The organism is Variovorax brevis (assembly GCF_030317105.1).
Taxonomy (GTDB): domain Bacteria; phylum Pseudomonadota; class Gammaproteobacteria; order Burkholderiales; family Burkholderiaceae_C; genus Variovorax; species Variovorax brevis.
This window is the reverse complement of the sequence record NZ_JASZYG010000001.1, coordinates 79773-104780: the sequence shown is the minus strand read 5'-3', so window position 1 is coordinate 104780 and position 25008 is coordinate 79773. Positions and strand designations below refer to the sequence as shown.

The following is a 25008-nucleotide window of genomic DNA, read 5'->3' as shown; positions in this document are numbered from 1 at the left end:
AATGCACAAATGGAAATGCCTCGCTACCAATCTGGCAGCGAGGCATTCAGGAACCACAAGGGTTTATTTTGGCTCCCCGACCTGGGCTCGAACCAGGGACCTACGGATTAACAGTTTCGAAATTGAACTCGGACACGCGCGGACCTGGATGGATCAAATCGGACAATCTTCAACAATGACAACGAGTTAGCGCACAATCAGCATGGTCAAGATTGGACAAGAAAAGACCAACCAAGTACCTTTCTCCGCCGGGATTGTGCTGGGACGAATCAGGAGCAATCATGCCTAAAAGGACGACGAAATCGGCAACACAAAACGTCGACGCGGGCGAATCCGAGTCCTCGTCGATCAAGCTGACCAACCCCGTGGTTGACGCCCTTGTGTGCCCACCAGAGCACCAATGGGTGATTTACTGGGACACCAAGGTGCAAGGCTTTGGCGTGCGCATCACCAAAGGGGGTGTAAAGACCTATTTGTTCCAAGGACGGGTTGGCGACGGCGCACGAAAAACGCGCGAACGCGCCATCAGTCGCCACAGGGATCCGCTGAGCGCAGACGCGGCGCGTGCGGAAGCGAAAAAGCGCAAGCTTTCCATGGAGGTCCACGGGATCGACCCGACGCAGGCCGCCGCGCAGGCCAAGGCTGAGACTGAAAAAAAGAAAGAAAGCGACAAAGCGCTAGCGCTCACTGTCCTTGAAGTGGCAGAGGACTATTTGGCGAACAAGACGACCAAGCATGGGCCCCTGGCGGAGGCCACCAAAGAGAGCTACCGCCCAATGCTAGGCGGAAAGGGAATATTGCATCCTCTGGCCCAACGTGCCATCGCGAGCCTTAAACGCGACGAACTGGTGGAACTGTTCAACAAGGCTTCCCTCAAGCTCAACCATGGCCCGCGAGCTGCCAATCGGGCGTTTGACTTCCTGCGCGCGCTATGCAACTGGGCTCAGGGCATGTTTGAGGACGACGACGGTGACCCCGTGATCCTCCCCACGAATCCGGTCAAGCGGATGTATCAACGCCGTCCCAGAAATCCCGAACCGGCCAGGACGACGAGAATCCCGACGAACTGCATTGGACATGTCTGGAATTTCTTGATGGCCGCGCGCGACCGCGCATGGGACATTGCCGAGCGAACGGCCGCGGTGTGGCTCTGCTTCTTGATCTTGACGGGCACGCGACGAGGCGAAAGCAGGTCTTCCAAGTGGTCGCACGTGAACTTCAGGTCTGACGAGGTCACGTTCCCAAAGACCAAGAATTACCGGGAACTTGTCCTGCCCATGGGCAGCCTGCTGCGAGATCTTTTGCACGAAGAGCGCGAACGATGGCTCGCAACGCTGCCGGACGGACAGGTGAAAAAGGGAGACGACGGGTACGTGTTCCGCTCCCACGGCAAGACGGGTCACCTCGACAACGCCGCCAAGCTCATTCGGAAAGTGGCCGACCTCGTGCGAGCGTTGACGGCGGACCCACTGTTTCCCGAACAGGTCGACGTAGCGCTGCATCCCCACGCGTTTCGCCGCACCTTCGAGGACATTGCGGAGGCAGCTGGCGTGGCCGAAGGCGCCCGCAAGCTGCTCCTCAATCACGTCACGCAGGACGTCCACGGCAACAACTACGCAAACGTGATCAAAAGAATGCACGTCGACCCCGTCTCGGACTGGATTCGAACAGAAGCCAAGAAGGCCGACACGCCCGAGGCGAAGCGGATGATCGAGGAGATCCTGGCGGGTAAGGACGTCAAGGTTCAAGCGCAGGAGGGCTCCCCGCATCGCGGCCGGCGCGACATCAGACAGCTGCCGGGCCTCCTCGCCTGGCGGGCGACCTCGGCCGACCAGGTGAGAAGGCTTGTGTGGAATCATCCGATGACGGAGGTCGCCGCCATGTTCGGGATCAGCGACAGGGCTGTCGCCAAGCGCTGCAGAGCTCTGGGGATTCCCACACCACCGGTTGGCTATTGGAACAAGGTGTACGCCGGAAAACCGGTCGAAAGCCGCGGCTAGGACGGGCGCAGACATATGACCCTTGGTTGTCGCCAACTCCTTTTATGCCGCTACGACCTTGGAAGATCATTGGTCTTCGGGTATCGGTCTAGGAGACGGCTGCTCCCGATTAGACATCCGCGTTCATAGCCAGGGGTGAGAGTGAAAAGCGCTGTTCAACTCCTAGAGCCCGATTTACTGGAAATCTATCGGGGATGGTTCGGTCTTTGTCATTGATGCCTGCCAGCAAATTGATCGTGCGCTCGGCGATCACAAGCTGCGCTCTTGCTGGTGAACCCGTGCGGGAAGAAATTTGTTGGCTTGTACTTTGGCTCAACACCAAGGGGAGCGAAAGTGTTCGACTAGGGCGTGTTAACACTAATTGAGGTGGCCGTGGTTGATGCGAGACACTCCATGATGGAGATTACGCAAGCCCAGTTCGCCCAGATAGAGCACTGCCTGCCGCTGCAAAGAGGCAACGTGAGCCTGTCGAATCTGAGCGTGTTGAATGCCATCCTGTATGTCGCCGAGCACGGATGCAAGTGGCGCGGGCTGCCAAAGCGGTTCGGCAATTGGCACACCATCTACACGCGCATGAACCGCTGGTCCAAAGCTGGCGTGCTCGACCGGGTATTCGAGGAGTTGCAGCGTGCTCAGGTCGTTCGCATCAGGATCGAAGCCGTCTCGCTGGACAGCACAAGCATCAAGGTGCATCCCGATGGCACGGGAGCGTTAAAAAAAACGGCCCACAGGCCATCGGCAAGTCCAGAGGCGGGTGGAACACCAAGATTCATATGGTTGCCGCGGATGCTCGAACGGCCATAACGTTCTCGCTGTCGCCCGGCCAGGCACACGATGCGCCAGAAGGCCGCGCGCTGTTGCGTCGCCTGGGCGGACCGGATCGCCCCCTCCATCTGTTGATGGACCGCGCCTACGAGGGCAATGAGACCAGGCAGTTGGCGCTCGATCTGGGGTTCATTCCAGTCGTGCCGCCGTTGAAGACTCGAATTGAGCCTTGGGAGTACGACCGCGAGATGTACAAGCGCCGCAACGAAGTCGAGCGACTGTTCCGACGCCTCAAAGGCTATAGACGCATCTTCTCTCGCTTCGAAAAGCTCGATGTGATGTTCTTGGGCTTCATCAGCTTCGCCCTGATCGCTGACGGGCTTCGTTTGTGTTAACACGCCCTAGCCCGACTGGGGAAGGCGGCCTCAAATGGCATCCAGTCCAACCCCCAGCGCCGTTCTGATGGCGCACCCGCTCGTAGCCGAGACCCCGTCCAACCTATGCCAAGCAAGGCACCCTGCCCCACAAGCACGCGCCGCTGGCCAAGGAGCCGCTTCAGGCTGCAGTTCTGGACACCTGTGGCAAAGGTCTGTGGGGCTTGCGCGATCGCGCCCTACTCTTGTTGGCCTGCCCTCGTGCGTGAATGGGCGGCGCACTGTGCGCGCCACTGGCGAGAACAGACCGCGATTCCCAAGCACCGCTACGGCGCCGAAACAGCCGGGCCCTTCAAAGCATCGGGGATTCAGTCAGAATGCACCCAACAGGATGGGTGCACCACGAAGCTGCCGACAACGGCAGTGCAACAATCGAGCACGTGAGGGAAGAGGGGCATGGGCGTTGGTGAATGGTTTCAAACCTTTGGTTGCAACCTGCGCATTGGGACAGATAAGCGCGGGTCCATCGCGTACCGGACCGGGCGTATTGTTGGGCAGTTGAACAACGACCTGCGCGCTCTTGATTCCAAGACGAGCAACCGGTTTTACGTGGGCTCGTATGGACGGGCAACGGCCATCCCAAGCGTGAGCGACGTTGACCTCCTATACGAGTTGCCGTCTTCACTCTATGCCAGGTTCAATGGACATGCGGGGAACGGACAGTCTGCGCTATTGGCACATGTGCGCGCGTCAATTGCGAGGACCTATTCCCACACGGAAATCGGGAGTGACGGTCAAGTCGTCGCTCTTTTGTTTGACGGATGGCGTGAAGTTCGAGTTGCTTCCAGCGTTCGCCAACACAGCTGGCGGCTACACGTTTGCTGACAGCAACAACGGTGGGGCTTGGCGCACCTGCAAACCCAAGCAGGAGATGGAGGCGTTTAGTAGTAGCAACGCAGCATGCAACTGCAACCTTGTGGAACTGGCTCGGATGACACGCGCGTGGAGGGACAGGCACAACGTGTCAATGAGCGGCATGCATACGCTCGCCCATCAATTTTTGAACCACTGGGCCTACCGAGGCAAGTCCTATGTCTTCTATGACTGGATGACCCGGGATTTCTTTTCATTTCTGGCGGACCAAGATACCGGCAAGACCTACTGGTTGGCGCCCGGCAGCGGTTCGTGGGTGTACGGTAGCGGCTTTCAGTACAAGGCACGGCAAGCCGAACTGCGGACCATCGAGGCTATCAATCACCAACAAGCGGAACACGATTTCACGGCTAAACAGACATATCGAGGCATTTATGGATCCGACTTTTCCATCTAACGCACGGGACACCACGGCCCTGGAAAGTCAGCTGCGAGAAATGTATGCGCGAGCCGCCTATACCCACAAGACGCATCAAAAAATGGCGGACAACTACATCGCTCGCTACAAGCGCATCAAGGCAGCCGAAATCGTGCTGTCAGCCGCCACCGCGGGCAGCCTCCTGACGGCGCTCTTTGGCGATAGCAAGATAGGCACGATTGTCGGAGCAGTGCTGTCCACTGTCCTGCTCGCGCTCACGCTCTACTTCAAAGAGGCGTCGCTGGGCGAGCAAGGGCAGTTGCATACAGAGGTCGGGGCCAAGCTCTGGGGTGCGCGCGAACAGATCCTAAGCCTGCTGGTTGACCTCCAAGACGGGCGCTCGCTGGAGGAAGTACGTCGGCAGCGCGATCATCTGAATCAGCTGCTGGAGGGTATTTACAAGGGCGCCCCACGCACCAATGCGAAGGCCTATGCCGATGCACAAAAGGCGCTGAAGGTATCCGAAGAACTCTTCTTTACTGACGATGAATTGAACCGGATGCTGCCCAAGTCACTTCGAATCTCGTTAACGAACCGGTAGGGATTGCATCAGACCGTTTCTGACATGCGACAGGGCATCTTGTGGAGGTCTTGCGTGTGCCTGGTGCTACTGCAACAGCTTCGAGTTGCAGTAGCACCAAGGCGGCACTATGTCAGCGCCCGCAGCTCCTGCAACACCGCCGACAACATGGCGGCGTCCGGCGCCGATACCGTGCGCAGTTCCGCCATGAGGCGCGAGGCACCCTCCAGGGTGCGGCCGTTGCTGACCTGCCAGGCGTAGACCAGCGTGTCGGGCGACTCGGTCTCCTCGTCGCGCCCCCCCGCCAGCACGGTGGCGGCAATGGAACGCTCCAGCCCCGAGAGATCGTCCAGCATGGTGCCCTTGGCCAGCATCTGCCAGTGCGCGTCGCCCGGTAGCGCAGCGATGCGGTCGCGCAGCCAGAGCATGCCCAATCGGTTGGCCAAGTCGAAGTAGACCGCCGCCACGAGCTCCACCGGCCAGCCCGCGCTGCCGGCCAGCTCGGCGATGTCCAGCGTGGCGTTGAGCGAGTCGAAAGTGACCACGCGCTCGGCCAGTTCGCGCGGCACGCCGCCCTGCAGGTACTGCAACACCGCCGCATCGTCGCGGCCGCGCTTGTCGACGCCGAGCAGCTGCGGCAGGCGGGCTGAGAGCGCGTCCACGTTCGGCTTGAAGTGGTCGATGACTGACTGCATATCCTCGGCCAACCGCCGCGAGCGAAGGAACCACTTGGTGGCTCGCTCCAGTTGCTGGCTGATGTCGATGAGCAGTCGGCTCTGCAACGCATCGTCCACCTTGTTGCCCAGCGCTTCCACCGCAGTCCACAGCGGCACCATGCCGAAGATCTCGCGGCTCATGAGGTAGGCACGCACCACCTCGAAGGCATGCGCACCGGTGATCTCTAGCAGGCGGTGCACGAAGGTGCTGCCCACCCGGTTGATAGTGCTGTTGGTGACGTAGGTGGCGATGATCTCGCGCTTGAGGGGATGCTTGGGTATCCAGTCGGCGAAGCGCCGGCGCAGCAGCGTAGGGAAGTAGCGCTCCAAAGCCGAGGCCACCCACGGGTCGTCGGGCAGGCGCGAGGCCAGCAGCTCATCGTAGAGCCACATCTTGCTGTGGGCCAGCAGCGACGCGGCCTCGGGGGTGGCTAGGCCTTGGCCGGCTGCGCGCCGCTCGGCAATCTCTTCATCGGCTGGCAGGAATTCAACGACGCGGTTCAGCCGCGCGGCCTTTTCGAGGAACTGCATGAAGCGTGTCTGCGCATCGAGCATTTGCGGCGCCACCCGATTGGTTATCGAGAGGATCTGCGTCTGTAAGACGTTGTCGCGCAGCACGAGCTGCGCCACCTCGTCCGTCGTATCGGCCAGAATGGCATGGCGCTGCTTCTCGGTGAGTTCGCCCTCGGCCTGCGGCAGGCCCAGCAGGATCTTGATGTTGACCTCGTGATCGGAGGTGTCGACGCCGGCCGAGTTGTCGATCGCATCGGTGTTGATACGGCCCCCAGCCCGCGCGAACTCGATCCGCCCGAGCTGCGTGCAGCCCAGATTGCCGCCCTCGGCGAAGACCTTGCAGCGCAGCTCCTTGCCGTCGACGCGCAACACGTCGTTGGCCCGGTCGCCCACTTGCGTATGCGTCTCGTAGCTGGCCTTCACGTAGGTGCCGGTGCCGCCGTTGTAGATGAGCTGCACCGGCGACTTCAGGATGGCGTTGATCAGCTCGGTGGGCGTCATGTGCTCTGCCATGGCATCGATGCCCAGCGAGACCTTCACTTCCGGCGTGAGCGCGATCGACTCGGCGCTGCGCGAATGGATGCCACCGCCCTTGGAAATGAGACTCGTGTCATAGTCGCCCCAGGACGAGCGCGGGAGCTTGAACATGCGGTCGCGCTCCACGAAGGTCTTCTCAGGCTCGGGCTTTGGGTCCAGAAAGATGTGGCGATGATCGAAGGCGGCCACCAGGCAGATGTGCCGCGACAGCAGCATGCCGTTGCCGAACACGTCGCCGGACATGTCGCCGATGCCGGCAACGGTGAAGTCCTGGCACTGCGTGTCGATGCCCATCTCGCGGAAGTGGCGCTTGACCGATTCCCAGGCGCCGCGGGCGGTGATGCCCATCGCCTTTTGGTCGTAGCCCACCGAGCCCCCCGAGGCGAACGCGTCGCCCAACCAGAAGCCGTACTCTACGCTGACGCCGTTGGCGTAGTCGCTGAAGTTGGCAGTGCCCTTGTCAGCGGCCACCACCAGGTAGGGGTCGTCCTCGTCGAGGCGGCGCACGTCTGGCGGCGGCACGACGGCGACCCCGGCTAGGTTGTCGGTGATGTCCAGCAGGCCGCGCAGGTAGTCCTGATAGCAGGCCACGCCTTCCTTCATGTAGGCATCGCGGTCGGCCGGCGGCGGCGCGCGCTTGAGCACAAAGCCGCCCGTGGAGCCCACCGGCACGATCACGGTGTTCTTCACCATCTCCGCCTTCACCAAGCCCAGCACCTCGGTGCGGAAGTCCTCCGGCCGATCGGACCAGCGCAGGCCGCCGCGCGCCACTCGTCCACCGCGAAGGTGCACGCCCTCGAAGCGGGTGGAGTACACGAAGATCTCGAACATGGGTTTGGGCGCGGGCAGGTCCGGGACCTTGCGCGAGTCGAACTTGAACGAGACGAACCCACGCCGCGCGCCCTTGGCGTCACGCCGCCAGAAGTTCGTACGCGTGGTGGCCATCATCAGGCTCAGCAGGTTGCGCAGCACGCGGTCTTCCGAGAGGTTGGTCACCTGCTCAAGTGCCAGTTCAATCTCGGCCGTCTTGGTCTGTACCGTATCGCCGCTTGCGACCGCCGCGGCAGGATCGAAGCGCAGGCGGAACAGTTCCACCAGGTTGCGCGCGATGGCGGCATTGGCGACCAGCGTGCTCTCGACGAAGGCCTGCGACAGCGAGAAGCCGATCTGCTTCATGTACTTGGCGTAGGCCCGCAACAACACGATGTCGTGCGCCGGCAGCCGCGCGGCCAGCACAAGACGGTTGAAATCGTCGTTCTCTACCGCGCCGGTGTAGACGGCGCCGAAAGCCTCCTCGAACATTGGGCGCAGCGCGTCAACGTCCAGTTCCGTCTCGCCGTTGGCGCTCGCCAGGCCGAAGTCGTGCACCCACACCATGCTGCCGTCACGCTTGGCGATGCGATGCAGTTGTTCGTCCAGCACCCGCATGCCCAGATGCTCCATCATCGGCAGGCTGGTCGACAACACAAGCGGCGTGCCACGCACCACCAGCTTGAAGCGCAGCATGCCCGGGGACGCCTCCAACGGCCTGTAGAGATTCATGCCCAGCGACAGCGTGTCGCCGAGCTTCTCGATCAGCGCGATGTCATGCACGGCCACGCGCGCCGCGAACTCATCGCGATAACCCGCGGGGAACGCGCTGTCATACTGGCGCAGCAGCGCATTGCCGTGCGCCTCGCCAGCCGACTCGATCAAGGCGAACTTCAGGTCGTCTTCCCACCGGCGCGCGGATGCCGCCAGACGCTGCTCGAGCTCGCGCACGTCGTAGGGCGGGATCTCGCCGGGCTTGGTGCGCACCGTAATCTGGATGCGCGCAAGCATCGACTCGGACAGATGCACGTTGAACTCGGAGCCTCGGCCGTTGAAGGCCTGCTCCAGAATTGCCTGCCACCTTTGGCGCACGTCGGTGGCGTAGCTCTCGCGGGGGGCGTAGATCATGCACACCACGAAGCGCTCGTAGGGCTCGCGCCGCACGAAGAGGCGGAAGCGCTGGCGCTCCTCCAGATGCATCACATCCATGGCGATCTCCAGCAACTCGTCGCCGGCGGTCTGGAACAGTTCGTCGCGAGGGTAGCCTTCCAGGATGTTTACCAGCGCTTGTTCCGAATGGCTGCCCGCCGGCAGGCCGGCACGCGCCAGTACGTCGGCCACCTTCCTACGCAAGAGCGGGATGTCGGCCGGTCTCGCGTTGTAGGCGGTGTGCGTGAACAGGCCCAGAAAGCAGTCCTCGCCCACAACCTGGCCTTGTGCATCGAGGCGCTTGATGCCGATGTAGTCCAAGTAACCCTGCCGGTGCACCGTCGAGCGCGAGGTGGACTTGGTGATGATGAGGAGTTCTGACAGCCGGGCGTTGGCCCGCACCTGCGGCGGCAGCGCCGCGAATCTGGTGGCCAGATCCATTCCCGATTCGCGCAGGATGCCCAGGCCCGAGCCAGGCACCGCCTTGAGCGTGTCCTCTCCGCCCTGATTCACCAGGTCGTTGCTGCGGTGGCCCAAGAAGGTGAAGTGGCCGTCTGCCAACCAGCGCAGGAAGGCCTGCTCTTCCAACTTCTCCTCCGTCGGGATTGGCAGGGTCTGCTTCTCAAGCTGCGCGACGATGTCCAGCGCGCGCTGCCGCATCTTCTGCCAGTCGGTGACCGCCAGCCGCACGTCGCCCAGCACCCGCTTCACGTCGCTGGCCAGTGCCTCCAGCTGCGCCGTGTTGGCGACACGGTCCACTTCGACATGAATGAAGGATTCGCGCGGCGCGTCCTCGGCGCCCACGTCCTGCAGGTGGCCCTGCGCATCACGTCTGACGTGGATGAGCGGATGGATGATGAGATGCAGCCTAAGGCCGTGGCGGTTTACTTCCATGGTCACCGTGTCAACCAGGAAGGGCATGTCGTCGTTGACAATCTCGATGATGCTGTGGGTGGACTGCCAGCCGTGTTCAGCAATGCTGGGGTTGAACACCCGCACCGTGATCTGGCCGCGCTCGCGCTTGCGCGCGAAGTTCCAGTGCGAGAGCGCCGCGCCGTAGACGTCGGCCGGCTGGCGCTCGGCCAGGTCCTCCGACGTGATCTGGCCCAAGTACTGCGGGCCAAAGACGTCCAGACCGCGTGCCATGGCGTCTTCACCGCCCACCACCCCGTCGCCCAAGGCAATGCTCGACTCCCGCCGCCCTTCGTTTCCGACGGCAAGCGACGCCGAATACGCCCGCCTGAGGTCACCCCATCGTGCCTCATCTAATGAATACCGCGCATCCGCAGTGAAAGACGAGAGATCGCCTGCAACGGTCGCAACCGATCGGCCCTCAGCTATCTTGATCTGATGAAAGGCGTCATGACGCGCAGCAAGAATCTCGTCAAACAGGCTGACATCGCGCTCTAATCTTGAAAGGATGGTTGTGGCCTTGTCTTCGGGCATCAAGCGAATGCCGCGATCTATCAGCTTGGCCAATTCGGAGTCAATGCCAAGCCAATTTGCTGCTTTGAGGAGCTCCAGAACGGCCTTGCTGCTCATCAGTACTCTTTCGATCAGGCAGTCGAGTCCAGACGGATCGAGCGCCGAATGGCGTACAGGGCATCTTCCACCCTTGGTACGACACGGTCTCTGACTGCCACGAAGGCCGCACTTTCCAGTTCGCTTAGCTTGGAGCAATCCGTTACAAGATCGCTTTCGCGCAGTTGGCTGATGGAGATTGCCAAATCATCAGCAAGGGATTTGACGGCTTCATCGGCAATGGAACTGATCTCGGCGTAGAGATGACAACGATCAAAGAGTGCCGCGAGCCTCGCTGCATCGTCACTGAGCAACCGCACAAGCGCATCCGAATGCCGGTGCAGAAACAATAGTCGCGACGCAGACAGCGCTCGGCGAGCAGCCTTGACGCAGGCGCGTGGCTCCTTGCGGGCCTTGCCACATAGTTCACTGGCCGTGTTTACCAGCCAATCGACGTATTCGCCCAGCACTAAGGGTGAAGCCAGTTGGCGTGGAACCCAGCCGTCGCGTGCAAGCGGCATCTCCTGATATGCAAAACTCCGATGGGCTTCAGCGGACTCACGATCGGCAAAGTCCAGAAGCAACAATAGATTGGTCGCTTCCATGACGCCCAGTGACGGAACTGACGCAAGAAACGTGCACTGTCGGAACTCGGCCCCCTCAATCTCCAGGCGAAGCTGTTGCGTCAGATCTTCGCCTTCACCATTCCAAGGCGGCCGCCAAGTGGCGTCATGCCCTAGCACCACGCGAGTGCACACCAAGTGGGGCGACAAATTCACGAGCTTACTTGTCAGCCGCTCGGCAATTGCGCGATCCCCATTGGGCAAGTACTCACAAAAATCGCAATCCCCAATGGGCAGTCCGAGGCCAAGTTGGCTCATGCTGCCGCTGATGCAGATAACCGAGTCTGAGCCAACTTGCAGGCGATCACCAAGCTCACAGAGTTCTTTGAGCAATTGGCCATGGGGGAAGATGCTGGCGGAAAAGAACGGCACAAAGGCGCGCACGTCGCCAACGCGCACAACCACGTAGCCAGGCTGGACGTCGTCCTCTATCGTCACGATCCTTTGCTCTGCCACTGCTTGGCATATCGCGGTCGACATGAGCTCGAAAACCATGGGCATCGCACTTTTCAAGCGATCAAGTTGAATGGCATCGTCCCTGCGAAACGCTTGGGCGCGATTCAACCGATGCAATCGAACGCATTCCGCAACAATCTCCGGCATGTTAGAGAGCTGATGGAAGTCCATGCTGCGCCGAACTCACTTAGTGCTTTGTGCTTGATATTGCGGTCGGATTGGCGCCTCGGTCAAGTCACGGTATGGGTTCGGCCTTTCAGGCTCGCTGGTGGGACCCGATTCAATCGGCAAAGTCCGCGATGCATACCCACACCCAAACGATTTCTCGAGAGGGAGAGAGAGAGAGAGAGAGAGAGAGAGAGAGAGAGAGAGAGAGAGAGAGAGAGCTAAATGCGCGTACTCGTGAGCATCGAGATGAAGTTGGACTTGACCCAGGTGCGGGGACGGACTGAAACCTTACTTCAAGTCAGTTCAGGTCGAGCGTACTCGCAACATCAAGGCCATGGTGCCCAAACTCGATCACCCACAGCATCAATGCTCGGGCGTCCGCGCCACCTGCGTCTATCGTGCTTGCAATAAAGCGAGTTCGTTTTGCAGGATTATGAGTTTCTCAACATACGCTAGGGTTGAAGGTTGTGAGAGAAGGCGATCAAGCGCATAGATGTCTTGCAGTCGTCCGCAAGGCGTCATCGAACGCAAATCCGCAGCGGCTGGGTCGTTGATGACGTCATTCGCCTTGGCGATCAGCTGTTCACTCAGCACACCATAAAAGGGTGCGATGCGACTCTTGAGCTCCTCCTGTCCCCGGCCTGTGAAGGTGCAAAACAATGCGATCCAGTCACCTTGAGGTGGCCCAGGAAGCACACGTCGTCCCTCTTCCCAAAACTTGCGAACGTTCACGATTTTTTGACGCCTACCGGCGTCTTTCCATTGGGCCAAGTCCGCTGCTGTTGCAGGGAGTGCGGGCTTCTCGTTGACCACGTTGATGACCGCCGTGAATGGTAACGTCAATGTGGCAACCGCATTCGAGATCTGCGTGCCAGCAAGCTTTGCTACCGCGTTCTCCTTTTTACTATTCGCAAAGGCTTGATAGCTCGCGAGAAGAAATGCGGTGAAGGCAACCGCGATGGCCACCCAACCAACAAGCGTAAGTCGTCTTCGCTCCCAGTCGACGGTCTTTACGCTAAGTGTCGCGATCGCCGTTGCAGTGAACGCCAATAGCGCAGTCAATATCGCCAATGTCATTTTGCATGCTCTTTGATTTCTGGACGCGCTCCAGTTCCATCGACGCGTTTGAAGGGCGCGAACTCGCCTGATGTCGCATTTGCTTCGCGGGCGGTAGGTACCGGTGCGCTCGCTGATCAACAGATACGCATTCGCAGCGGTGAATGTTTTAGTCGCCTCATCGGACGAAATCATCCTCCTTTGTAAGGAGGAGTCACCCGGCCCAGTCGGCCAGACAGAATGATGACTGCCGCGCAGCGGCCGCTATTCTTGTCGTCTTTCAACGCTGCTCGCGCTGCAGCCGTTGTCGTCTTAACGACCACGAATGACTACCCATCGGGAGTCGCCCGGTGTTGACTTGCGGCAATTCGGTGGCTCTTTTAGGTTCGATAATCCATGGTGGCGCTTCTTGCTCCAGCTCCACTGCTGCCAATGCCGAACCCCGCGTAACTACCTCAGTTCCCCCGCATAGCGACATAGACGGACGGGTGCCAGGACGCACTCGACCAACACCCTACCCTTCCTTCCGTCGGCGCTGTGCTGGTGGACGGATTGGTACCGCGCCCTGCGCCTGCCAGCGCGCCCGTGTGTCCCGTGTCGGCCACTTCATCGTGGATCCTGCGAGCGTGGCGCACGCCCGCAACGCGCCAGCCATCCCTCATCATTCAACCGGAATCTTCGCTTCCTTGACAATAAGACAATAAGCGCAGAGGAGCGATTTCCATCCTCTATCGCCTTCTTCTTCTCAGCCAAGCTCGTCCGCTTTGTTGAACGAGGCTTCGCTCCAGCCGAAGCCATGCATGCAACCCCTCCCACAGCGCCTTTGCATCACTGCGTCTCCTTGCCTGCCGCTCCTCGCATGTCAGGACGGCCAACTCTCGCTCGAGGCGGTAGAGAACAGCGCGATGAACTCCGGTGCGCGCCCCGCGCCCGCGACGCCATTGATGCACCGGGTTGGCCTTCAACCCGAACGACAATCCCACCGCAGCCACCGAGGCGCCAAGCTCCGCGCACGCCATCAGGACCTGCGCCTTGAACTCCTCGCTGTGACGGCGACGCTACTTCGGGCTGGCGACCATAGCTGTCCTTCTAACCTTGGATGGACAGCATCGTCTCCAGCCCAACTGCCAATCTCAAGGTGGGCAGACTGGCGCCGCTTACGCGAGAACGCCTTGGGGATCAACGCAGAGGATGTCTCCTCGCATGAAAGGGATTTTGGCCAACAGGTTTTCAGGCTTGGCGATGAGCCCACGGTGGCGGCCTTTGAACAGCAATGTTGCTAGACGTTTTCAGCCAACTCCGAACGAGCCGTGCCACAGATGACCGTGACCGTGACCGCCACTGCCACCATGTTCAACTTGCATTGAGCGCGCCGCTTGGACAATGCCGTGGCCGAGCGAAGCGCGCCGCCTAGAGAACCTACCGGTCATCGACGCCTTAGACGATAAGCCCGATGCACAGATCTCAAATACGACCAAGCCGACGCCGCCACCCTAGAACGGTATGTCGTCGTCCATATCGTCAAACCCGGCGGAGGAACCGGAGGAGGAACTCGAGGTGGAGGCGGCGGAGTAGCGGCCCTCGTAACCGTAGGAACTTTGGGAATCGTGCAACGCCTTCATGGTGAACGTCGCTCCCGTCTTGAAACCCACCCCGCCAGTCCAGTTCATTCCGTCAATTGACACCGTGGTGGAGCTGCCAAGCAGTTTCGTCAGGGCTTCTGCAATGCATGCCTCAATCTCGGCCAGACGGTGATCCTTAAATAGATTAGCTGACATGACTATCTCCTCGTTCCACGCAGTGATTGTGAAGCGTCGACCATCAGCTTTGCCCCGGACCTGCCCGAGCGCATGCGCGGCTTCGAGGCCGCCCTGTTTATGATGGGCAAGACACCCAGAAGATTCGCTAGCAGTGGTCAGTGTGACGCCCCGGCCTGCGCGGCCTCACCCATACGCGAAGTGTCGAAAGTGAGATTTGTGACATTGTTCACAAAGCAATTTGGTCAACTTCCTAGGGCGACCTTAAGGGTCGGTAAAATCCCTAACGTGGCGCAGCGATAACGCAGCGCCCTCAACCCTTTCAAGGAAGCCCACTCATGAATCCTCGAGCTCCAGCAGCTAGGCCCACGTGACGGGGTCTGGCGACGACCAAGCGGGATCGTCTATGCGGATGACGCCACCGGTCACTGACTATCGGGCACCCAGCCCCCGCGACCTGCAACTGCTCAAGGAGCATTTCGGACTTACCGCCTATGAAATGGCGCGATTGTTCGCGGTGCAACCTGAACAGTGGCGAAAGCACACGGGCGGGCAGGCCCCGCGAGAAATCAGTGTGACCCGAGCGTTCTTTATGGCGGCATTCCAGGTGCTCGATGATGCGCAGATCGAGCGCATCGTCGCTTACATGGCGAGCTTCGGTGCCGTGTGGGACACGGAAGTCGAGCCTCCTTCCAGGCCGCAGCCGCGCTATCGACAGCGCGACGAAGCCTCCTAAAAAGCCGCTTCCTGCGGCTTCTAGCAACCGTCGACGCATGCACCGCAGCTGAGTGCATGCGTGGGCGATGTTGCCCGGCTTCTGCCGCCTACTTCGGGCGGAACTTATGTCAACGCCAAACCTTCCCGTCAGAGCAGACATGAACGCTGCTGTGATCGAGCACGACGACACCGGCCGAATTATTTCGGCGCCGCCCGCCCGTCCGGACTTGGAACAATTGCCCACCGTCTACTGGACCTTTTCCGGCGAAGTCGTCCTGCCGAACGAGCCTGGTACACGCCTGATTGGAACTAGATGAAGCACTCAATGCAAACAGTTGCGGTACTCGACTTCGAGACAACCGGGCTATCTCCAACTAACGGGGATCGTCCTACGGAAATCGCCATTGCGCTCGTTCGCAACGGCGAGGTCGTCGACAGATTTCAAAGCCTGATGAACGCGGGGCGTTCCATACCAGTTGACGTTGTGCAACTCACGGGCATCACCAACGAGATGCGTTCCTCGGCGCCGCCCATATCCAAAGTGATGCGAGAGGCCGCATTGTTTGTGGGCCACGCTCCATTGGTGGCACACAACGCGAACTTCGATCGGAAGTTTTGGGAGGCTGAACTCAGCCTCCTTTCAACGCCGTGTGTCAGTGCATTCGCTTGCACCATGCTGCTGGCCAGGCGCATCTACCCCCACTCGCCCAATCACCAGCTAGGAACCCTCGTTCGACATCTGGCATTGCCGACGACAGGTCGCGCCCACCGCGCGATGGCCGATGTTGAAGTCACTGCCAAGCTTTGGAGCCGACTGTGTTCGGATATTGTCCGCACTTATGGCCTCGAGACGGTTCCGCACGAATTGATGCTTCGCTTGCAGCGAACCGCGCGCGCTGACATCGCAAAGGTGTTCCGCTCGCACGCTGGTACTTCCATCGCCGCGCAACGCCCGCGAGCCCCCACTCCCAACCCCGTTCCGGCTACTGCGCCGATTCGTCACGCCAGCACACCGATCCCCAACGAATGTGGGTCCAGTCAAGCCGCAAGCCCGTTCCGCCTGCAAACCGCTGTACCCGCCCCTGTGCCACGACCGCACGTCCCTATGCCAGTGACTGCGCCGGCGCCTTCGCCTCCGCCGGCGCCACTGCCAAGTGCGCATCCACCCGCTCAGCCGGCAAGACCGGTGCCGATCGCAACCTTAGCGCGCGCACCCTTGCTTCAAGGGGCGCCGCCTTCTGCCGGCTCAATGTTTCCCCGCTACGAACCAGTGCCGCCAGCGAAACCAGCTGGCTTCTTCGCGAGGATCTTCGCGCGGTGGCGTGCAAGCGCCTCCGCCAAGACGGCCTAAAGGCAAAGTCACGCCTTCAAGAACTTGCGTGGCGCTTTCTGCCGGATGAGACTAAAAGAGAAGGCCCTTTTTGGTTGACAACACCTTGATCGAATTGGCTTGCTGGGTCACAACTTGACCAATTGCCCCGACGTCGTTGCGCAAAGCAGCAATTTGCTGAAGGACTTCGGAATGACGTTCACCAGCACTTTTGATCGCGCTTGTGGTCTGGGTGAACGCGTTCGCGGTGGCCGCGCCTGCGCCTTCCCACAGACCCGCGACTTTGTCGATGCGATTCGACAAGGCGCTCATCCCTTCGAGCACCTCTGCCCGTAAGGAGCCTATCGCGCCGATGGTGCGCTCTTGGGCCTGTGCGGCCTTCGAGATTTCAGTCGCCACCAAGTGGCGCGCTGTTTCGCCGGCTGATCTGATTTGCTCCACAACCATCTCAAAGTCAGCGGCTGCGCTTCTGAAACCTCTGAGCTCCTCCCGACTCGCCGCGATGTGAGTGGTCAACGAGTCGATGGAGCGCCCCACATCAGAAGACTCGAAGCGTGCAATGAGGGCTGGCACAGAGTCCTTGAGTGCCTGAACCTGCTCGACGGCTACTTGGAGTTTTTTCTCGGCACTCTCGGCGCGGCTCAACACCACGGATAGGCCCTGAGGCACGCGGCCGATTTGATCGGCCACTTTATCGACGGCGTCCACCAAGGCGCGAAGCCGCGTACTGGCATTGCCTTGCTCGGCCAACGTGGCTTTCAGGTGTTCAAGCTGCTCGGCGGCCTCCACGAACATTTCCAGTTCTTTTTCCATTTCCTCTTCTCCGATTTAAGTGAACAGCGTAGGCAATCCGCGCTGAGCGGTGGCGATCATCTCTTTAAAAATTCCGAACCTAGCCCCGCCTTCCTGGCCCACGCGCTCAAGTGCAAAGCGAGGCCCGAACAACGAAAGGCTCCATGCGCCATACAGCGCGCTGAGTTGGCGGGCAAGGGGCGCGTCGAATCCCCCACACAGCTCAAGCGCTTTCTCGGCTGCGTCGGCGGCCGCATCAGCATCGGTATCGGCCAAAGTCTTTAAAGCCGCCTGAAATTCCTCCTTGGACCGATCCAGTTCGGCGGCAGACGGAGCGCGTCGGGTGATTGCGCTGAGGAACAGCAATGCGGGGTGGGTTGGATAGCTTTCCAGAACGCGGGTGGCGGCGCCGCGCAACTCGTCCACTTCGACAGGTGACATGGCTGATTGCGCGAGCGTCGCCCAGCCCATAGAAGCGGTCTCCTCGCGGGCGACCTGTTCCAGTGCGTGCGTGAACTTCTCGCTGGCCTGCAGATAAAAAAGGAGCAGCTGCCGCGCTTTGGCTTGGTCCCCTACACCTTCGCGAGCGATCTCCAGCATTTCTCGGGTGGACGTTCGCCGACGCCGTTCGATCTGTGAATAGAGATACTGAACAATGGCTCTTAGCGCGGCTTCCTCCACGGCATTGACCGTCTCAGCAGCTTCGATTGCCTCGAGCAGCGCGCCCGCCCGTCGGGTCTCGTAGCGTCGAACGTATGTATCCATGCATTCGACAAAGCGTTCCCGGTAGACGTCGATTTCATCTCTGGCAGACAGCCACCCTGGCTCCAGAGTGACCTCAAGCGTCCTTGCGTTGAAGTTCTTCGTGTAGTCAAGCACGACGCCCAGGTGGATAAGACGAACCAGCGCGTACTCTAAATGTGCCTCCGAGTTCCAGGACATGTCCTTTCTGCTCGAGGTGTACGGCAGCACGATGGACAGCCCGGTGTCCACTTTGTGTTTGATGGCTTCCAGTGCCCGGACCGCATTGGCGGTTTCCTCCTCCACACCGGTAAAACGATTGGCGTGGAAGAAGAACGTGGTGAAGAAATCCCCGACCGGCACGCCCCATTTCACGGCTTTGTGCTGCCGACGAGCCTCATCAATATCAGTCTCCGGTGATAGGAGCGAATCGGTAAGTTGTGCCGCCTCGTCAGAAAACAGCAGCAGCGCTTCGGCGGGTTCGCCGTCGCGACCAGCGCGTCCCACTTCTTGGTAGTACGCCTCTGGGGACTGAGGGGCCAGATAGTGGATGACTTTGCGAATTGTGGGCTTGTCGATCCCCATGCCGAACGCCGAGGTTGCGACCAAGACCTGAAATGTGTCGCCTCGGGGGTTGATGAAATCACGTTGCGTCCGCGCTTTCTCGACTTCCCAGCCAGCCGACGAGGTCGAGTTCATCAGTGCCTTGGGACGCTCACCTGAATAGATGCGGATGTCCTTCCCCGGTTCCATCGAAAGGCAGCGAACAGCTTCGTTGGCAATTTCATAAACACCGAGCGGCCCGTTGACATGCTGCGTGAACAGCAGAAGTCCACCTGGCTGCCCCCGATGGATTTCCAGAAATGAGTCCACCGCCTGAACCATAGCGGGCCTCTTCCCTGTGCCCGGCAGTTTTTCAAACTGCAGCGAAAGCTCTGGACGATCCAGCTTCCTTGCCCTGACGACAGCTGCCATATCCAGGATGCCGAGCTCACGTCGAACATCCTCAAGGACAATGCTTGATGCGGTGCCCGTGAGCGCGACGACCACAGCCGAGCTATCGAGCCTTACCGTCCGGTCTCGCACGATGCGGCTGAGGCTTAGATACGCTGGCCGGAAATCGTGCCCCCACTCACTGACACAGTGGCACTCATCGACCACGACCTGGCTGACTGGGCCGAAGTGCGACTGATAGTCGCTGAGCAACCGCCTGAAGTTGTCCATGAGGAAGCGCTCAGGAGCGACTTGCAGCAATCTCATTCGTCCTGCACGAAATCGTGCTTCTTGTTTGAGCCGTTGATCAGTCTGCAGCGCGCTGGAGATAAAGCCACAACAGTCGATGCCATCGACCGTCATCCGCTCATACTGGTCCTGGAGCAGCGATTTCAGGGGGGCGACGTACAAGGTGACGCCGCCCAGCAGCATGGTGGCAAGCTGGTAGGTAAGGCTTTTGCCCCCTCCTGTCGGCAAAAGTCCGACCACATCTCTTCCCTGCAAAATCCTGCAAAGGATCTCGTGCTGCCCTTCGCGCAGGTGGGCCTTCCGAAAGAGATCTCTGCCAAAGGACTCCAGCAATTCCTTCTCTGGGGCACTGGTCAAGTATTCGCGCTGCGAGAAGCGCAACGTTGCTTCGTCCACCATCCAATTGGCAGGTCGAGAACACGCAACCGGACAGCGCTGATGCTCCGGCGCAAAGTGAGGGTTTGTGCCGCTGATCTCGATCACGAGATCGATCCCGTCCTCGGTCGCACTCGCAAGGTGGATCTCGGGCAGCTGCGCCAGCCCGTAGAGAGTGCGCAATCGTCCAAACCAATCGCAAAAGTCCGCAATGGCCAATGCAGCGACATCCGTATCGTGTTCGACGATCCGCAGTGACCAGGCTCGTTCGGGAAGCAGCAGCCCACGTTCCATAGCAACAAGCATCAAGAACTGGATGCGCGCCACGACCGTCGCGCCCCAGACTGCGTTCATCACTTCCAACGATCGCGCGGGCGCCGCTTGAACGCCCAGCCCCCACTTGCCCCCTCTCGTGCGCGCAAGCAAGTCCAGAAGCTCGGTTTGCCGTGCCTTGGGGTCGCTGAGATCTGCGACAGGCACGCGCCAAATCTGCCATCCACTCTTGCGAAGCGAGGCGTCTCGGCTCCGGTCGAGATGTTGCTGCGCGGCGAGTTCGTTGTGTTGCCTGCCGTCCACCTCAATGACCAAGCGCAACCCACGCCCGGTGTCAATCGAGAAGTCGGTACGCTGACGATGAAAACCCATCGGATTGACGCCGAGCAGCTCCTCGAGAGGCGTCTGAACCCGCAGGTAGTCCAACAGCGGAAAGCCGAGCGCCGGAACCAGCACTTCGTCGAAAAATTGGCGCTCCGCCTCACTTCCGGCAAAGCCACTGTCTTGGCACGCTGAATCCCACAACGCATCTGCGCAACCCGGCGACGCCTCGCTGCACAGGCGCCCCGCGACAAGGGCGCGCTTTAGATTGGCATGGGGCGTAGGAACGGCATCAAAGCCCAGCAAGCCAGATTTGTCGCCGTAGGATTGCAGCGTCACCAACCCAGCGTCTGCCATCGCCTCCCCTAGCGATTGCTCCACCCGCCAGGTGCAGGGCGTCCAGGCCCCGCGTTGCAAGATCCCAAGCGCTAACTCGATAACGGTTAACGCTGTCCCATCGGGTGCGTCGAGCGAGGCCTCTTTGAGATCCAACCCCCATTGGTGCGCGGATGAGAACTCGCGAAGGTGTCCAAAGCGCGCTTGATCGTCGATGGACGTTCTTGGGTCAAGCGCGCCACTCCAAAAAGCTGTTGATTTCAGAAAGCACGGCAGCGCGGATAAGCGGCCAACTGAGAATTGCATGGCACTTGCCTCCAAGCGTTTCCGACCAATGGCAACAATGCTCGTAGGTGGACTTTGCAACGCCCGAATGGGTGTCGTTGTTCAAGCAACATCGCGTGCCTGACCCATCGGGAATATCCTGCCGTCAGAAGCCGAGGCAACCGACCCCCCGGCAACGTTGCGCTGACTGACTCCAAATCAAACAGCCTGCGACTAGGGGGACGATTTACAACTAAGTTCAAATATAAAAGGCGGGACCTAGTCGAGCGGATAAGGATGATGACCAAGTGTTTTATGTATTCAGGCTTGTGAAATCGTCGCGACTTTCAGGACTTGCCCGCCGTTGGAAACGGCCAGGCGGCTTGCGGATTGAGAGATGTGCGATTCTTAGGAGGCCGCATCGCGGCCTTGACCGAGCTTGTGCTTGGCAATATCCAACTTGCCAAGGCCAGTTTATTGACCAATGCAAAGTCCGCTCCGACACGGACAAGGTAGATTTCCTTGCGCCTTAGCGCACTGGTTATAGGCGTCAAGATTGCGCTCTCAATTTTGGTTCGTTCGGCCACCCTATTGAACATATCCTTCGTAAGCCGAATGCTTTTCGCCTTTTTGCGCGGTGAGATTTGTTCGAACAACAAACCTAGGCGGCGGGCGATTTCTTTGGTGTCTGGTTGAGTCATTGCGCTCCATTTGTCGGTTTGGAATTACCTTAGCCCTCAGCTCACGCCGAGGAGTTTGTAACGAATCCTTACACGATGGAGTCGAGATCGCAAGACTGGCAATCGAGCATTGTGGCGGGGCTATGCGACTTCTATCAACTTGGCGACGGTTTGGCGAGCGCCTCCCGACGCGAGGAGGTCAAGCGACGGCTTGATTCGATCCTGCTGATCGTCGATGGTGGGAACCACGAGGGGCGTGAACCCCGGCTCTGGCATTGCTAATCGACGGGGAAGTTTCTGTGGCTCACGCGATATTCACCGATCAAAGCCGCCGTCCGCTCGCCGGCGAGTCAGCCATGTGAGGCACAAGGGGGGGTCAGTTTCTGATGGCGCTGGACAAGCGAAAAATCCTCAACAGGACAGCTACGGCAATGCGGCCTTGCGCTCGATGCAATTTTTGATGGCTTGTGACAGAGACGGCGGGAAGGCGAAGGAGGCGTCATGGATCTGGTGAATGAGTACTGTTAGGTCTTAGAGCCGCGCTTTGAAAGAAAAGAAGCAGATCCTGTACCTCCTAGGCCCCGTGGGTGGCGGCAAGAGTTCGATCGCCGATCGGCTCAGCAACTCATCGAGCCCCCGTTCCCTTCTATGGGCCGAACGGCGCAACCTCGAAACATACGCGCTGAGGGACAGGACGGCTATGTGTATCAGGCGGCGGCTGTACCCTCGCGTACCAGGGAGCTGGTGGAAATGTACACGGCGCCAATCAAGGTGCTGCACCCGTTACTCACGGCCACGCAGGACGGCAATTAAAAGGGCACCGAAGGGTTCGGCGCCATTCCCTTCGACGGCACCGTGCTGGCCCACAGGCGGGAGCGAATGGAAGGCCATCCGCAACAACAAGAACAACAAAGCTTTCTTCGACCGCATCTACATCGTGAAGGGGCCCTACTGCCTGCGCGTGTCGGAAGAGGCCAATATCTACGAGAAGCTGCTGCGTCCTGCCCTCACTTAGCAGGGTGAGCATCAGAACCAGTGAGTGCTCGGCACCCCTTCGCTCCGAAAGTTCCACACTCTTGAAACAAAAACAAAGAAAAACCATTAATTTTCTTGCTTTCACCCGACCCTTTTGTGATTTTTGTCACGAAAACGCGCTCAGAGCTGAGGTCAACCTGTCGGGATTTCCACTCCCTCCTGTCGGTAAACCACCCGTCATCACGCTCAAGGCCGGCCGCGTTTGGCTAGGAACTTTCGCACTTCGGCCCCGTTCTGAATTCAAAAACAATTTCTGATTTCATTTTGTTGTCTATGCTGAGGTGCGAGGGAGTGGCATCCCGATCATGCAAGTTGGTAGTAATCGACAGTCACACGTTTCGGAAGGAACACGTCCATGTGTAATGAAGGCAAGAAATGCTCGAAACCTTGGTTAGTCGTAGTTGCAGCGGTAACGACGGTGGTTCGCAATATCTTCGCTCTTGCGAATAATCCTACGTTCCAAGCAATTGCCATTGGCTTTTACGTAGTGTTCAAGCAATGGCTCACCGGTGATTCATCGCCATCGTAACGTGCGCGCCACAAAAGGAACCCCATACTTTGCAAGTTTGGGGCCTCCAATGGGCGACCACATAAATTTTCATTAGCGAGTCGTGGGCTAGGTCTGCAGCGGCTGATGTACCGTCCCGCTGAGTATTCGAGAGCGAAGTTAAACGAAGTCTTCGGGTATCAATGAATCAATCGAATCCGCTGTCGAAACTTCTGAGGGAGAAATCGCTCCGTGTGACCCTTACCCAGAAAACCCGCGGTCAATAACCCCGGATCATGAGTGTCCTAGCGGCCGGCGTATTCGGGTGCCGTTCTTGCTCTTTCCCCGTGATCTAGATACCCGGCTATGCCAGCCCCTTGAACACCACTGAGCAATCACCGTCAGTGCAATGACTGCCGTCGCGAAGGAGAAGAGAACCAGCGCAGCCGAGGTAATGGTCCTTCCTATCGAGTCCATAGAGGAGTCGAGCTGCCTCAATGGCGTCAATCTTCTCGAGGCAAAGGCAACCGCTGACCAGCATTTGAAGATCGTGCCCATCGGCATGGCGAGCACGAAAACATAGCCGTGGCGCGTGCAGAAGAGGCCTTCGCGCGCGTAGTGATGCGGGGGCCACTCTGCAGATCTGGAGTTCCTTTCTGCCAGCACTTCCGCCAAGCTCTGCTTGGAAGTAGTCAGGCGACTGAGCGCAAGGATGGCGGCCGCATCGAGATAGATCACTGGACCGCTGATTCAATCCGTAAAAGCTTGAAATCATCGGACAGCGACATATCCGGCGCGAAGTTGATGATCTCTACTACGCAGCCTGCGAACTCCTCTGTTCCATGGTCGCGTATGAATAGATTGGGGTCGCAGTGTTCGTGTGGGTCGAGGTCGGTTGCGATCAATGGGAACGCGATCCGAAGTGGAGTCTTGTTTTCACTGATGACCGTCGCCTCTCCCTTTACCATCAGCCGCCCGAAGCTGGTCGGTTCACTGGTCATGTCTCCTGCGGGCAATCGGCGCTGCCCGCTGAGAAGTCGAAAGTGGTTCTCAGTCTCTACAGCGCAACTCGCGCGGCTTCCATTTGCCAATACAAATGGTGTGTTTGATACAAGGCATAGGATGGCGAGAGACATACGGTCTGCTTGAGCGTCCCATACCTCCTCATCGAAGAGAACAGCTTGTGTGCGCATTACATCTTTCAATTCCTGATGGAAGTCGCGAAGGTGGAAGGCTGCGCGCGAATGGATGAAGCTGGTGACGAAGTGGAGGGCAGCACGCAACTCAACGCCACCCTTTCTGTTTCGCAGGCTGCAAGTGCCCGCCCTCTTGTCGACGGCAAAGGCCGCTTCGATCTTCTTGATGAGCGAACCACGACTCATCTTGTGGTCGGCTTTGAGGCGACTTTCATCTGCCAGGTTCGCTTGGGAAAGAAACAAACGATAGATGTAGGCCGGGAAGGGTTCATCAAGGTTCAGCGGGCGCTGGACAGACACGTACTCTTGGAAGTACTGCATCGAGTCAACGAATCCGGTGATGGACTGTTGCGCTAGACCTTGATTCCGAGCGTCCGCATGCGCGACGAAATGGGCAACTTCAAGAAAGACGTCCCTCCCTCTTCCATAGCCGCGGAGCTTTATCAGCAGGCCATCGACATCGTTCGCATCGAAGTTACCAGCTTGGATGCGTTGAATGATTTGGTTTAGTTTGACGAGGTCTTTGAGTGGCAGCGGCATCGAGTTTTTTTCTGGTGCCCACGAAGTTTACGGGCCTCGCTCTTGGCGATACTGCAAGGGGTAACCTGTTAGCTCCATAAAACCCACTAGTGATGAGCAAGACGAAGCTGGCGCCGGTTGCCAGAAGGGATTGCCCCGAAGTGGTCTGTGCGCTGTCCCACCCTCGCGGCGTTGACGGCTGAGCCACCTCTGCAATTGCTTGCGCGCGCGTCGCCCGTCGAGAGGCGCCCAATGTTGATCAGCGCCCCGTTCGGTCGTGTTTTGTTAGGTCCTTCCCCTCTTTGAGCGCGGACGACTGCCTATCGCCGCTTTCCGGCCATTCCGGGCGCCGCACTGGCACTTCTGCAGTGGAGGACTGCAGTC

15 protein-coding genes and 2 pseudogenes are annotated in these 25008 nt (G+C 59.4%); 9 read left to right on the top strand and 8 right to left on the bottom strand.

Annotated elements, in window-relative coordinates:
- Positions 1-281 precede the first annotated feature (281 nt).
- The 5 genes from QTI66_RS00420 to QTI66_RS00400 all read left to right on the top strand — a co-directional run bounded on the left by QTI66_RS00420 (position 282) and on the right by QTI66_RS00400 (position 5031).
- Positions 282-2000 carry a tyrosine-type recombinase/integrase gene (locus tag QTI66_RS00420; RefSeq protein WP_286556670.1) on the top strand — a complete coding sequence of 573 codons (1719 nt, stop codon included), beginning with the start codon at positions 282-284 and terminating at the stop codon, positions 1998-2000.
- A gap of 396 nt (positions 2001-2396) precedes the next feature.
- Positions 2397-3160 (top strand): IS5 family transposase gene (locus tag QTI66_RS00415; RefSeq protein ID WP_286557777.1). Its coding sequence is split into 2 segments (ribosomal slippage): positions 2397-2712 and positions 2712-3160, totalling 765 coding nucleotides; the frame shifts between segments, so codons are not numbered across the junction.
- 435 nt (positions 3161-3595) lie between these two features.
- Entirely contained in the window at positions 3596-4024 is a 429-nt protein-coding gene (locus QTI66_RS00410) for an SMODS domain-containing nucleotidyltransferase (protein ID WP_286556669.1), read from the top strand.
- A complete protein-coding gene (locus QTI66_RS00405; RefSeq protein ID WP_286556668.1) occupies positions 3927-4469 on the top strand; it encodes an SMODS domain-containing nucleotidyltransferase in 543 nt (180 codons plus the stop codon). The genes QTI66_RS00410 and QTI66_RS00405 overlap by 98 nt, the downstream gene beginning before the upstream one ends.
- Positions 4447-5031 (top strand): SLATT domain-containing protein, encoded by a 585-nt coding sequence (locus QTI66_RS00400; protein WP_286556667.1) that lies wholly within the window; start codon positions 4447-4449, stop codon positions 5029-5031. The genes QTI66_RS00405 and QTI66_RS00400 overlap by 23 nt, the downstream gene beginning before the upstream one ends.
- Positions 5032-5138: 107 nt before the next feature.
- Here QTI66_RS00400 and QTI66_RS00395 read toward each other — a convergent pair whose 3' ends face one another.
- The 4 genes from QTI66_RS00395 to QTI66_RS00380 all read right to left on the bottom strand — a co-directional run bounded on the left by QTI66_RS00395 (position 5139) and on the right by QTI66_RS00380 (position 14337).
- Positions 5139-10277, bottom strand: coding sequence for an NAD-glutamate dehydrogenase (locus QTI66_RS00395; protein ID WP_286556666.1), 5139 nt, complete (start codon positions 10275-10277; stop codon positions 5139-5141).
- Between the two features lie 14 nt (positions 10278-10291).
- Positions 10292-11506, bottom strand: coding sequence for a hypothetical protein (locus QTI66_RS00390; protein ID WP_286556665.1), 1215 nt, complete (start codon positions 11504-11506; stop codon positions 10292-10294).
- Positions 11507-11896: 390 nt separating this feature from the next.
- Complete coding sequence (locus QTI66_RS00385) at positions 11897-12580, bottom strand: hypothetical protein (protein ID WP_286556664.1); 684 nt, start codon at positions 12578-12580, stop codon at positions 11897-11899.
- A gap of 1472 nt (positions 12581-14052) precedes the next feature.
- Complete coding sequence (locus tag QTI66_RS00380) at positions 14053-14337, bottom strand: hypothetical protein (protein ID WP_286556663.1); 285 nt, start codon at positions 14335-14337, stop codon at positions 14053-14055.
- Positions 14338-14728: 391 nt separating this feature from the next.
- On the opposite strand from QTI66_RS00380, the gene QTI66_RS00375 reads away from it, so the two are divergent.
- The 3 genes and pseudogenes from QTI66_RS00375 to QTI66_RS00365 all read left to right on the top strand — a co-directional run.
- Positions 14729-15052: an XRE family transcriptional regulator gene (locus QTI66_RS00375; RefSeq protein WP_286556662.1), complete on the top strand. Its 324-nt coding sequence runs from the start codon at positions 14729-14731 to the stop codon at positions 15050-15052.
- A 139-nt stretch (positions 15053-15191) separates the two neighbouring features.
- Positions 15192-15350 (top strand): hypothetical protein, encoded by a 159-nt coding sequence (locus tag QTI66_RS00370; RefSeq protein WP_286556661.1) that lies wholly within the window; start codon positions 15192-15194, stop codon positions 15348-15350.
- Between the two features lie 8 nt (positions 15351-15358).
- Positions 15359-15961, top strand: a pseudogene (locus QTI66_RS00365) (3'-5' exonuclease); the annotation flags it as partial.
- A 474-nt stretch (positions 15962-16435) separates the two neighbouring features.
- Here QTI66_RS00365 and QTI66_RS00360 read toward each other — a convergent pair.
- From QTI66_RS00360 to QTI66_RS00350, 3 genes are all read right to left on the bottom strand, one after another.
- Complete coding sequence (locus QTI66_RS00360; RefSeq protein ID WP_286556660.1) at positions 16436-17176, bottom strand: hypothetical protein; 741 nt, start codon at positions 17174-17176, stop codon at positions 16436-16438.
- A 15-nt stretch (positions 17177-17191) separates the two neighbouring features.
- Positions 17192-20749, bottom strand: coding sequence for a RecQ family ATP-dependent DNA helicase (locus QTI66_RS00355; protein ID WP_286556659.1), 3558 nt, complete (start codon positions 20747-20749; stop codon positions 17192-17194).
- A gap of 305 nt (positions 20750-21054) precedes the next feature.
- The gene (locus tag QTI66_RS00350) at positions 21055-21408 is read right to left on the bottom strand and encodes a hypothetical protein (RefSeq protein ID WP_286556658.1); all 354 of its coding nucleotides are present in this window, start codon (positions 21406-21408) and stop codon (positions 21055-21057) included.
- A 514-nt stretch (positions 21409-21922) separates the two neighbouring features.
- Here QTI66_RS00350 and QTI66_RS00345 point away from each other — a divergent pair.
- Positions 21923-22387: pseudogene (locus QTI66_RS00345) on the top strand (PrkA family serine protein kinase); the annotation flags it as partial.
- A gap of 1256 nt (positions 22388-23643) precedes the next feature.
- Here the strand turns inward: QTI66_RS00345 and QTI66_RS00340 are convergent.
- Positions 23644-24645 carry a hypothetical protein gene (locus tag QTI66_RS00340; RefSeq protein ID WP_286556656.1) on the bottom strand — a complete coding sequence of 334 codons (1002 nt, stop codon included), beginning with the start codon at positions 24643-24645 and terminating at the stop codon, positions 23644-23646.
- Positions 24646-25008: the final 363 nt, after the last annotated feature.

Excerpts from the sequence above, each read along its gene's own strand:
- QTI66_RS00355 (WP_286556659.1), bottom strand. The coding sequence starts at position 20,749 with ATGCAATTCTCAGTTGGCCGCTTATCCGCGCTGCCGTGCTTTCTGAAA.
- QTI66_RS00375 (WP_286556662.1), top strand. The coding sequence starts at position 14,729 with ATGACGCCACCGGTCACTGACTATCGGGCACCCAGCCCCCGCGACCTG.
- QTI66_RS00385 (WP_286556664.1), bottom strand. The coding sequence starts at position 12,580 with ATGACATTGGCGATATTGACTGCGCTATTGGCGTTCACTGCAACGGCG.
- QTI66_RS00370 (WP_286556661.1), top strand. The coding sequence starts at position 15,192 with ATGAACGCTGCTGTGATCGAGCACGACGACACCGGCCGAATTATTTCG.
- QTI66_RS00380 (WP_286556663.1), bottom strand. The coding sequence starts at position 14,337 with ATGTCAGCTAATCTATTTAAGGATCACCGTCTGGCCGAGATTGAGGCA.
- QTI66_RS00390 (WP_286556665.1), bottom strand. The coding sequence starts at position 11,506 with ATGGACTTCCATCAGCTCTCTAACATGCCGGAGATTGTTGCGGAATGC.
- QTI66_RS00410 (WP_286556669.1), top strand. The coding sequence starts at position 3,596 with ATGGGCGTTGGTGAATGGTTTCAAACCTTTGGTTGCAACCTGCGCATT.
- QTI66_RS00420 (WP_286556670.1), top strand. The coding sequence starts at position 282 with ATGCCTAAAAGGACGACGAAATCGGCAACACAAAACGTCGACGCGGGC.
- QTI66_RS00400 (WP_286556667.1), top strand. The coding sequence starts at position 4,447 with ATGGATCCGACTTTTCCATCTAACGCACGGGACACCACGGCCCTGGAA.
- QTI66_RS00350 (WP_286556658.1), bottom strand. The coding sequence starts at position 21,408 with ATGACTCAACCAGACACCAAAGAAATCGCCCGCCGCCTAGGTTTGTTG.
- QTI66_RS00360 (WP_286556660.1), bottom strand. The coding sequence starts at position 17,176 with ATGGAAAAAGAACTGGAAATGTTCGTGGAGGCCGCCGAGCAGCTTGAA.
- QTI66_RS00395 (WP_286556666.1), bottom strand. The coding sequence starts at position 10,277 with ATGAGCAGCAAGGCCGTTCTGGAGCTCCTCAAAGCAGCAAATTGGCTT.
- QTI66_RS00340 (WP_286556656.1), bottom strand. The coding sequence starts at position 24,645 with ATGCCGCTGCCACTCAAAGACCTCGTCAAACTAAACCAAATCATTCAA.